The sequence below is a fragment of the Mucilaginibacter sp. MD40 genome (assembly GCF_002288635.1).
Lineage (GTDB): Bacteria > Bacteroidota > Bacteroidia > Sphingobacteriales > Sphingobacteriaceae > Mucilaginibacter.
Genome location: NZ_NRSW01000001.1, coordinates 1,710,359 through 1,720,704, shown reverse-complemented (window position 1 = coordinate 1,720,704; position 10,346 = coordinate 1,710,359). Strand labels below are relative to the sequence as shown.

Genomic DNA, 10,346 nt, shown 5'->3' with positions numbered 1-10,346 from the left:
TTATCTGAATAACGGGCGATAGTTTAACTTATAAAGTAAATTACTTTTACGCTGGCCAATGAGCTTTGCAGGCACACCGCCTACAATTGTAAGAGGTTCCACATTTTTGGTTACCACACTGTTACTGGCTACCACTGCGCCCCTGCCAATGGTTACCCCCGGCAAAATGGTTACTCTTGAGGCTATCCATACATAATCCTCAATAATCACATCAGCTCCTTTAGATACATGGTAATCGTCATGCACATCGTGCTCCAAGGTCCATATGTTGGTTTCCTGAGCTATGTCTACATTATTGCCAATAACCAATTTGCCGCCACGGCCATCCAGTAAAACCTTTTGATTAATAATGGTATTGTTACCGATACTCACATTACTACCAGCCCTTACTTCAACCCCCATCAGAACAGACGACTCTTTACCGAACGATTTAATGGTGCGTTTCATCAAAAACGCCCTTAAAGTATGCGACGGAAAATACATTAGCCAGTTATTAAACAGGTAGCTTTTAAAGGAGATAAAAACACCCAAAAGTTTTACAAGAAAGCTTTTCATATCATATTGTTATTATCCCGCTAAGCTTTAGCCGCCCTTAACTTAAATGCTTTCAATATATTTTCGCGATACAGGAAAAAGCCGAATACGGGCAGTAATACCAGCATCTCCAGTAACATGGCAGCTATATGTAATTTAAAAGTCCAATGGGTATAATAGCCCGTAAACCCTATCAACACAACAGAAAACAATAAAAACCAGTTAAAATTAGCTGTGAATATTTGCTTTAGATGTATAGAATAAAGGCTATTACCGGCCCTGTACATAAATATACACAAGAAAAAAGTTTGTATGGTTGTACCTAATATCACCCCGTAAAAGCCCAAATAATACGTTAATACGATGGAGAATATACCGTTTAATGTAGCGGTGATGGCTTCTATTTTGAAAATAGCTTTGGTATCGCCCGTAACAAACATGGTGCGGTATATTAAACTGTAAAAACCTGTAAGCATCCAGTTAAATACGGCTATAAGCGCCCAGGTAAAGTATTTGTCATACTCTGTGGTATGCATCCATACCTCAAAAAATTTCTGGCCTAAAATGGTAAAGCATACCATTACAAACAAGAATACGGCAAAGACCATTACAGTTATGCGTACTACAAGCGCCCCCACATCCTTCCCCGCTGATTTGGTTTGTACAATGTAAGGCTGCAATACCGCGTAAATATTTGCGGTAAGTGATCTTAAAAGAAAAAACGGACGAGTTACAACGGTGTATATAGAAACTGCCGAAACGCTGATAAGACTACCTACAATAAATTTATCGGCCTGGGAGGAAAAGAATCCTACTAATGACAGCAGGAAAATTTCCTTAGTATACTTAAATGATGATTGCTGAAATAATTGCTTGTTGATAATAATTTTCAAGCGTATGTTTTTGAATAGCCCATTCTTTCGAACCAGATAAAAATCAATAAAATACGTAAATGCATACAACAGCATACTGGCTATACCAAAAGCGGTAATTGAGGGTTTAAGAAAGTAAACCCATGCTATCATGAAAATGTTTAATACCACGATAATGATCTGGTAAACGTTTTTCTGATGAAAGATACCCGCCCCCTGCAGAATGTTTGAGGGTATAAAATCAAGGAATACGAACAAAGTGCTGAATATCGCTATCAGGAAAAGCACACGAGCTTCTGCTACATCTTTAGCGTCTATACGGAAAAATGTATCAACCTTGAATAAAATAATAGCGCATATGGTTAACACCGCTACCATAGAAATAATATTAAGTGATATGGCCGTATTAACCGACGACTGGTATTTTAGCTTATCCTTATCATACAGATATTCGGCGGTGTATTTGATAAGTGATTTACCAGCCCCAAAATCCAAAAAGGTTAATGATGTTGCCAAACTGGTTGATAACACAAAAAGGCCGTATAGCGCCTTACCGTAAACCGCCAGATAAATAGGCGTGGTAAAAAACGCTAAAAATAATTTTACCGCTAAAATACCATAGTTGCTATACGTATCTTTTAAAACCTTTTTCTTATCCATCTATCTTCCCGCTACTGTATGTATCTGCTTGCCTTATATTAATCCCAAAAAATAAAATCCTTAAGGTCGGGGCGTTCCAGGCTTTTAATAATCCTTATAATATTATCTGTTGCCGGTAGGTCTGATGGCTTTTTAAAGCTATACCCATCAAACAAGCCATTTTTATAGTTTACAGGTATATCCTTTTGATAAAGGAACATCATCATGTAAAAGTATTTATCGGCCAGTTCAACCTGGTCTTTCAGCAGTTCACCGGTTTGCAATAAGCGATTAAGGGTTTCGAAATATTCAGCGCCGGTAACCGGGTCATAGGTGAAGCCTTTGTTACGGTAATTGGTTTCAGAGATCAATATAATGGGCTTACCCATCATGGCAAACTCCAGCCCAACGGTTGAAGTGTTTACTACGCCAATGTCAGACATGTCAATCACCGTAAACGAGTTCACATTCATGTCCGGTTCAATAATGCTTACGTTTGACGGTAAGTTGTTATTAAATTTTTCTTTTATCAGGCTGCCATAACGTTCATTAGTACCCAGTACCTTTTCAGCAGGGTGGCTGCGGATAGCGATATGTACATCAGGGTTGTTTTTGTAGTACTCTATGGTTTGTACAATACAATCCAGTGCCGATTTAAAAGCGATATCCCGCGCAACATTGGCGGCATCCCATATCAGGTTGGTGAAAATAGTGATCACCTTAGCCGATGGATGAATACCTAACTCTTTTTTTACTGCAAGGATATCTGCCTGCCTCGGCGCAGGGTTATAAGAGTACACATCGCCTTTTTGCAGTTCCCTGTCGGCCATATATTGCTTTACCATACCATATTCCTGCTCAGTAAGCTTACGGCCTGTAAACCGTTCCCATGCGGTGTTAAAGCTCCAGTCTGGCGATGGCTGGTTAATGTTAAAATTGGTTGACGCGTTGCGTTTGCCACGATCATAACAAACGTAATTAATGTGATTTAAACGGCAATACTCGGCCACCGGCTGCCAGGTACAGTAGATACCATGCGAAAACATCACGTATTTATATGCTTTACGCTCACATTGCTCTTTAACCTGCATATAATTGGCCAGCGCGGTTTTCAGAAACTCAGCAGCCCTATCAGCAGCGTCGCTTTCAAAATTGGTTGATTTATAAAAGCGGTACATCACCCCTAAAACGATATCGCCAAAATCGATTCCATCATAGGTAAATTTTAGTATCGCGTCCAGGTTGTTCTTTACAGGTTGTATCAGCTGGTCTATTACAGCAGGGAATTTTATAAATGAATAGTTCACATTTGATGCTTTAAGTATCCTTTCAGCATCAGCAACTACTTTAGTCCAAAAAGCATCTTTACCTACCTCGTTCAGTACTTTTTTTGTGATCAGTTCATTTAACGGAACGGCATTATCATATATCAGATAGTCTACATCGTAGCCTTCCATCCTCAATAAGTGATACATTAATATTTCCAACGGCGTAAGGTACATGTTACCTATAGCCACATACATGAGTATACTTCCCTTGGTTACAGGAGGATAATTAATGCCTTTAAAGGTATCTGACAAATACTTATCCTGAAGAAGGTTTTTGACAAGGCGTTTTGCCTTTGTTAAAACAGATGTATTTGATGTTGTATTGCCTTTCATATTCTATATAAAACTCCTGGTATTAAAACTTTAAAAATCAATTACGGCATCCCGAAGTCGTTGGTCAGAGTAACCATCCAACGCTTTTACCTGCGCATTGATCATCGCCTGCTGCGCTGCATCATCGCGGTAAAAATCGCCAAAGGGCCGCATCATCTGTGCAACATCCCCGGCTGATTGTACATGCCCCGCGCCATAAGCCAACTGCTCTTTTACTAAACCGGCATATATGTATTGCTGGTTATCTACATAGTAAACGGTGTAAACGGGCTTACGCAATGCAATGGCTTCAAAGCTTAAGGTGCTTGATGGTACCACCACAACGCGCGACGCTTTCATGTAAAAAGTCATCTCTTCCTGATTAAGATTGGTGAACATTTTTACATTTTGGCCATTTGCATGATCATTAAAATGTATGCTGGCGTCAGGTGTCACCAAATATATCGTATCCCTAAAGCCCTGTTTTAGCAAAAGGTCAACAAAATGGTAACCTATGCGGTATGGGTCGGCCCCGCCAAAGCAAACAAATATGCCGTGGCCATCGGGTGCGGCTTGTACTGTTTGTTTCGCGCTTTCTAAAAACGCCGGCCGTAGCATGGCATAATTAAGCCCGGTTAATATTTTCAGGTCATTAATGTCTTTGTATTTGTCTTCGGATATCCCGGGGCAATGATTAACAATCACATCGGCCCCGTAGGCATCTTCGGGCAGGTCATTGATCTCAACAACCAATTTTACCTTCGTCTTTAGTTCACTTACCCAGGCGTTGTTAAAATGGTAGCCATCAAGCCAAATAATATCATCGCCTTTTAGTACGGCTTCAATGTTATGATCATTGTTGATGTAAGTAGCGGCCCAATCCTGCAGCAGGGGGGCACAGTAATCTTTATTATCAGCGATAATGACGAATATAATTTCAAATTTTTCGCGAAACATCTCTGCGACAGCTATCGTGCGCGAAAGATGCCCCCTGCCAATTACATTATTGGCATCAACCCGAAATAACATTCTGCTCATTTGTATCTTAAATGTTTACTCGTGCATGTAACCGCAAAAGCCGGCTATTTTCCAGCCTTGTTTATTTCTTAAAAGAAATAAACTGCGCCACTTAAGCTCAATTGTTTCGCCGTTAACCAGTTCGAGTACACCATTAAATACTTTGTGTACCAATACCTGGTTATCCTGAAAATCAAAGTTTTCAAGCTTGGTAGTCCGGTAGAATATTTCGCGGGGGTCCGAAATAAATTGTTTACCGGCAAAGTCGAGGCTATCCTTTACCCAAGCATCCCTGTAGGCTCCTAAGGAGGGATAGGTTAATTTCCAATCCTGCGGATTATTGCTTTTGGCCATATCTATGCCAAAAAAACCCTCTTCTATAAAGTCGCCCTTAACAAAGTCCCAACCTTTGGAAAGAAAGCCTTCAAAATCATTTTTGATCAATACTTCCCATATTTCATGCTGGGTGGTACCTTCGGGATAGGGGTTATTGTACCAGCTTTCCATTAGTTTACCTGTGAAAGTTTAACACAATCTCCGTTCTCGATGTCGGTAGTCAGCTCTTTGCCTATCAGCTCATTCATACGATAAGGTGGAAGCGCGTCTTTAGGGCAAGGGCGCAATACTATAAGGTCATCAGCGCTTAGCACAGTACCTGCCTTTAACGCTTTAGCCGCACGTACGGCACGCCTTTGTACAATTACGGTATTTTGCTCATTCTCCTCAACCTCCTTGATACCGGTACCGATCGACAGCTTTAGATACTCTACATTATCCACATGCTTGGCGGTAATGGCAAAGCGCTCATCAAATGACAAACCCGGACGAAGATCGGCCTTCAAAGCTCTGGTTTCATCAACCATCTTCTTCCACTCGGCCGGCATCATGGAGAACGCATGATCCTGTCCTTCCAGAGAACTGTCAAAAGTAAAGTGCTTTTCTACCGCGCAACAGTCAAATAAGCCTACTGCCGCCAGCACACTCAAACTACCATGTGTATGGTCTGAAAGACCTACAGGGATACCCGGCCATAACTTGTTGTAAGTATCCAGCACCTTTAGGTTCAGGTTACTGAAACGTTCGCGCGTAGCGCTCTCCGGTTCGCCATGCCTTGCGGTATAGTTGGTGTTGCATTGCAGCAACAAGATGTTATCAGTTTTTTTAAGGGCGGCTTCTACCGCGAGCTTTACTTCCTCAAGCGTGCTGGCACCGGTGGCAATAATTAATGGCTTAGGGTATGATGCCATTAATTCGATCTCCTCGTGCCAGGTAATATCACCCGAACCAAGTTTAAACGCCGATACATAAGGTTCAACTGCCCTTACCAGCTCAAGCGAATAAGGCGAGGTGAAGTACGACATGTTAAGCTTTTCGGTAAGCTCTTTTAGTTCAAGCGTCCACTCCAATGGGATGGATGCCGCTTTATATGATTCAAATACCGATGTTTTCCATTTGCTTTGGTGCGTGGTAACATTGGTAAGGTTTTTAAAACCATGGTCGGAAACGATGGTTTCGGCGCTAAAATTCTGCATTTTAACCGCGTCAACGCCCGATTCAGAACAAGCATAGATCAGTTCCTTGGCTTTTGCCAGGTCGCCCGCATGATTTGATGCGATATCCGCTATAAAATATACCGGGTTATTAACATCAATTATTTTATTGTCTATTCTTACGCTCATGGCTAATTGAAATTAGTGTATTGTTTAAGTTGGGGTATGGCCAGCAAACCATTCAGCGTATCCTGCTCAGTGGTTTTAAATTCATCGCCAAACAATTCAAAAATGCGGCCGGGAATGGCCACCAGGTTTACCTTACGCTGGCTGCCGCTGGTTACCAGATCTGGCGAATACCCGAAAGCTTTTGCCTGCTCCCGTAAAAAATGATATTCTTCTGAGCTATCGGTACTACCAAAATGGATAATGCCGTTTACCCGTTGAGCTATCAGCATGGCTACACCTTTGATCATATCACTGGCCAGCATGCGGTTTTGAACTACTCCCCTGTCAACCGTTATTTGTTGGCCTGACTGAAGTTTCTTCAGCAAGTTCTCGTTACGGGTAACACGGTGCGGCACCCATCCCTGCAAAGAGGCGAAACGTAAAGCACACCAGTTAATTGATGAAGCTTTCAGCAGATCTTCGCACCGACCTTTGAATATGCCGTATTCCGAAAGACTATTTGCGGGCAGGTCTTCTGTAAGGGGCACATCTGTGTAACCATCCAACGCCAGGACCGATGAGGCGTATACGTAATACGCGCCGCTGGCAGTTGCATAAGCAATACAGTGTTGATGAATTTGCAAGCCCTGCTCATCCTCGCCTCTTAGAAAATTAACTAAAACGGTTGGAGCAAACTCATCTATGGCTTGCACATAATCATCGTAACCGGTGGGTTTATACTTAGTTACCGGCATCTCAAAATCAACATCGAGCTGATGCAGGGTACCGCCTAAAACTGTTGCAGAATTGGTAGAGCCAAGCTGGTTAAGCAATAAATAGCCCAACCATGATGCTGCCCCTAATACTAAAACCCTTTCCTGCTGCATAAGTAACGTTAGCTTAGTAAGTAAATTCCGGATCTATGTGATCTTTGATCAACCCTCTGATACCGTCAACATCCAGCCACTCATCATTTGAGCCAGAGTTGTACTCGAAACCTGCCGGTACTTCATGGGCGTTATTGGCTTTCATGTAATCTTCTTTAGTATACCTAAAAGTTTGTGGCAGAATAACATAGTATGTACCTACGTCAACCGTATTGTATGAGTCTGAAGCGGTGATCATTTCTTCGTGGATCTTCTCACCCGGCCTTATACCGGTTACTACCTTCTCGCATTTAGGGCCAACAGCATCAGCTACATCACCTATACGATAAGAAGGGATCTTTGGAACAAATATTTCGCCGCCCCATGCATTTTCTAAAGCATGCAATACCATTTTAACACCATCTTCTAATGAGATATTAAAACGGGTCATTTTCTCATCAGTAATAGGCAACACCCCTGAGTCGCGTTTTGAAAGGAAGAACGGAATAACCGAACCTCTTGAACCCATAACGTTACCATATCTCACTACAGAGAATTTAAGGTCGCGTGAGCCTTTCATGTTGTTTGCGGCAACAAACAACTTATCAGAACAAAGTTTAGTTGCACCATACAGGTTTATCGGGGCGGCAGCTTTATCTGTTGACAATGCTACTACGTCCGTAACGTTAGAATCCAAAGCAGCGTCAATCACGTTTTCAGCACCAAAGATATTAGTCTTGATGCACTCCATCGGGTTATACTCAGCAGCCGGTACCTGCTTCAGCGCGGCCGCGTGGATAATGATATCAACGTTTTCGCATGCCCTTTTCAAACGCTCTTTATCTCTTACATCACCAATAAAATATCTGATGGCTTTATATTTTTCCGGGCTAAACTGCTGAGCCATTTCAAATTGCTTCAGCTCATCGCGCGAATAAACTATTACTCTCTTTACTTCAGGGTAATTAGTTAAAATGGTTTCGATAAACTTTTTACCGAATGACCCTGTACCACCTGTTACAAGGATTGATTTTCCTTTTAAATCCATTATAATATCTTCTATTTTATTGGTGTATATTTAATTTAAGCCACTGATATATTTCATTAAAATCCATATCAGGCTGTTTGTCATAATTTATATCAATGATCATTTTTTCAATACGCTGGTGATCCTCAGCGCTGTCAACAGTAAGCAGCTTATCTGTTTGGGGGCGCAGTCCTTCATAATCGGAATTAACACAGTGCAATTTAAACTGCTCCGGATTATCCCTGAAATATGGCGTTACATGCTCCCTGTGGTATTCGTTAAGTGTTGCGCTGTCCCAAATTTTACGTAAAGCCCCCACGTTGATCACCTCATAGGCAATGTGCGATAAACCGTCAACATAGGTATAATCATACCCGCCTGTGACATGCGTTTCGTATAAATCGGCACTAACGTCATGCCTGTTAAAAGGATTGTCTGCTGTAACCCGCACAATATTATCCGTACCAGGCAAGCCCTCGGCGGCTTTTACAAAACGGCTTAAAACATCTTTACTGTCACCACGCACGCAATCAATATCCAGGTATTGGCAATACGCCTCTATCGGGTCATCCTCAGGCAATGTGGAGGTAGCCACTATTACATTATTAATAAAAGCGTTACGCTGCACACTGCTGATTACCCTTTTGAGCAATGGCACACCAGCCAGGGGCATTAATGATTTGCCCCGCAGCCTTGTACTACCCATCCGGGCTTGTATAATTGCTACCGCCGCCATGCTTTTATAACCTGGCGTCAACCATGTTACGGTCTAATGTGCCTTTAATGTCAAATATGACCGAGTTTTGCTTTGTATATTTATTAAAATCAAACTCCTTAAACTCATCATGCGATACAGCGGCTACAATAGCGTCATACGGCTCATCGCTTTGCAATTGGTTAAGTACATCTACCCCATACTCATTTTTTGCCTCATGCGTATCAATCCAGGGGTCATATATATCTACCTTAAGGCCAAACTGCTCAAGTTCTTTATAAATATCTACTACTTTGGTATTTCTGAAATCAGGACAGTTTTCTTTAAAGGTGAAACCCAAGATCAGGGCCCTTTCTCCGTTGATCTTATGATCTTTCCTGATCATTAACTTGATCACCTTGTTAGCTACGAACTGGGCCATGTTATCATTAACGCGCCTGCCCGAAAGAATAACCTCCGGATGATAGCCTAATGATTCGGCCTTGTGCGCCAGGTAGTACGGATCCACACCAATACAGTGCCCGCCTACCAGGCCCGGTTTATATTTCAGAAAGTTCCATTTTGTGCCGGCGGCATCAAGCACATCATTGGTATCAATACCAATTTTGTCAAATATGAGCGCCAATTCATTCACAAAAGAAATATTCACATCACGCTGTGCGTTTTCAATCGCTTTTGATGCTTCTGCAACCTTAATGCTTGGTGCTTTATGAGTGCCCGCAGTAACAATGGCCGAGTATAACTCATTTACCATATCAGCTATTTCAGGAGTTGAGCCTGATGTTACTTTCTTTATAGTAGTAAGGGTATTCACCTTATCACCCGGGTTAATACGTTCTGGTGAGTAACCGATATAAAAATCCTGGTTAAACTTTAGCCCTGACGATTTCTCCAGTACCGGTACGCAATCTTCCTCGGTGCAACCCGGGTAAACTGTTGATTCGTAAATAACAATATCACCCCGGCTAAGCACCTTTCCCAACATTTCAGACGCCTTGATAAGCGGCATAAGATCAGGAGATTTGAACTGATTTATAGGTGTAGGTACGGTTACAATGTAAATATTGCACTTTTTTAATGCCTCCCTGTCTGACGAGAAAGAAAGCCCGCTATTACCCTGTTTAGCTAATTCAATCACTTTTTTAAGGTCGTCGAGATTAGCCTCAAGTGTGCTGTCCTCACCACGGGTAAGCTCTTCAACCCGGGTATTATTAATATCGAAACCTAATACCTTAAATTTCTTTCCGAATTCGATAGCAAGCGGCAAGCCTACATAGCCTAAGCCAATGATGGCTAAATGAATATCATCGGATGAACGATCGGCCAGATATTTCTGGATATAAGTAGAAGACATATTGAATTGCTTTATAGTTCAGTT

Annotated in this window: 10 protein-coding genes; all 10 read right to left on the bottom strand. The window is 41.9% G+C overall.

Annotated features, from left to right (window positions below; translation table 11 throughout):
• Positions 1 to 402, bottom strand: a complete 402-nt coding sequence (locus tag CKK33_RS07825) for an acyltransferase (RefSeq protein WP_198952521.1) — start codon at positions 400 to 402, stop codon at positions 1 to 3.
• Between the two features lie 173 nt (positions 403 to 575).
• Positions 576 to 2,066, bottom strand: a complete 1,491-nt coding sequence (locus CKK33_RS07820; RefSeq protein ID WP_095703563.1) for a lipopolysaccharide biosynthesis protein — start codon at positions 2,064 to 2,066, stop codon at positions 576 to 578.
• Between the two features lie 38 nt (positions 2,067 to 2,104).
• Positions 2,105 to 3,706 (bottom strand): hypothetical protein, encoded by a 1,602-nt coding sequence (locus tag CKK33_RS07815; protein WP_095703562.1) that lies wholly within the window; start codon positions 3,704 to 3,706, stop codon positions 2,105 to 2,107.
• 30 nt (positions 3,707 to 3,736) lie between these two features.
• Positions 3,737 to 4,723: a hypothetical protein gene (locus tag CKK33_RS07810; protein ID WP_143822928.1), complete on the bottom strand. Its 987-nt coding sequence runs from the start codon at positions 4,721 to 4,723 to the stop codon at positions 3,737 to 3,739.
• Positions 4,724 to 4,738: 15 nt separating this feature from the next.
• Positions 4,739 to 5,209, bottom strand: coding sequence for a hypothetical protein (locus CKK33_RS07805; RefSeq protein ID WP_095703560.1), 471 nt, complete (start codon positions 5,207 to 5,209; stop codon positions 4,739 to 4,741).
• Entirely contained in the window at positions 5,209 to 6,381 is a 1,173-nt protein-coding gene (locus CKK33_RS07800) for an N-acetylneuraminate synthase family protein (RefSeq protein ID WP_095703559.1), read from the bottom strand. The genes CKK33_RS07805 and CKK33_RS07800 overlap by 1 nt, the downstream gene beginning before the upstream one ends.
• 2 nt (positions 6,382 to 6,383) lie before the next feature.
• Positions 6,384 to 7,247 carry an NAD(P)-dependent oxidoreductase gene (locus CKK33_RS07795; RefSeq protein WP_095703558.1) on the bottom strand — a complete coding sequence of 288 codons (864 nt, stop codon included), beginning with the start codon at positions 7,245 to 7,247 and terminating at the stop codon, positions 6,384 to 6,386.
• A 13-nt stretch (positions 7,248 to 7,260) separates the two neighbouring features.
• On the bottom strand, positions 7,261 to 8,274 hold the full coding sequence (gene pseB, locus CKK33_RS07790) for a UDP-N-acetylglucosamine 4,6-dehydratase (inverting) (RefSeq protein ID WP_233138163.1): 1,014 nt from the start codon (positions 8,272 to 8,274) through the stop codon (positions 7,261 to 7,263).
• Positions 8,275 to 8,290: 16 nt separating this feature from the next.
• A complete protein-coding gene (locus CKK33_RS07785; protein ID WP_143822927.1) occupies positions 8,291 to 8,989 on the bottom strand; it encodes a cytidylyltransferase domain-containing protein in 699 nt (232 codons plus the stop codon).
• Positions 8,990 to 8,993: 4 nt separating this feature from the next.
• Complete coding sequence (locus CKK33_RS07780; RefSeq protein WP_095703555.1) at positions 8,994 to 10,322, bottom strand: nucleotide sugar dehydrogenase; 1,329 nt, start codon at positions 10,320 to 10,322, stop codon at positions 8,994 to 8,996.
• Positions 10,323 to 10,346: the final 24 nt, after the last annotated feature.

What these genes read in the sequence shown, in the direction of transcription:
- CKK33_RS07825 (WP_198952521.1), bottom strand. Translation starts at nt 402, where the DNA reads ATGGGGGTTGAAGTAAGGGCTGGTAGTAATGTGAGTATCGGTAACAAT.
- CKK33_RS07820 (WP_095703563.1), bottom strand. Translation starts at nt 2,066, where the DNA reads ATGGATAAGAAAAAGGTTTTAAAAGATACGTATAGCAACTATGGTATT.
- CKK33_RS07815 (WP_095703562.1), bottom strand. Translation starts at nt 3,706, where the DNA reads ATGAAAGGCAATACAACATCAAATACATCTGTTTTAACAAAGGCAAAA.
- CKK33_RS07810 (WP_143822928.1), bottom strand. Translation starts at nt 4,723, where the DNA reads ATGAGCAGAATGTTATTTCGGGTTGATGCCAATAATGTAATTGGCAGG.
- CKK33_RS07805 (WP_095703560.1), bottom strand. Translation starts at nt 5,209, where the DNA reads ATGGAAAGCTGGTACAATAACCCCTATCCCGAAGGTACCACCCAGCAT.
- CKK33_RS07800 (WP_095703559.1), bottom strand. Translation starts at nt 6,381, where the DNA reads ATGAGCGTAAGAATAGACAATAAAATAATTGATGTTAATAACCCGGTA.
- CKK33_RS07795 (WP_095703558.1), bottom strand. Translation starts at nt 7,247, where the DNA reads ATGCAGCAGGAAAGGGTTTTAGTATTAGGGGCAGCATCATGGTTGGGC.
- pseB (WP_233138163.1), bottom strand. Translation starts at nt 8,274, where the DNA reads ATGGATTTAAAAGGAAAATCAATCCTTGTAACAGGTGGTACAGGGTCA.
- CKK33_RS07785 (WP_143822927.1), bottom strand. Translation starts at nt 8,989, where the DNA reads ATGGCGGCGGTAGCAATTATACAAGCCCGGATGGGTAGTACAAGGCTG.
- CKK33_RS07780 (WP_095703555.1), bottom strand. Translation starts at nt 10,322, where the DNA reads ATGTCTTCTACTTATATCCAGAAATATCTGGCCGATCGTTCATCCGAT.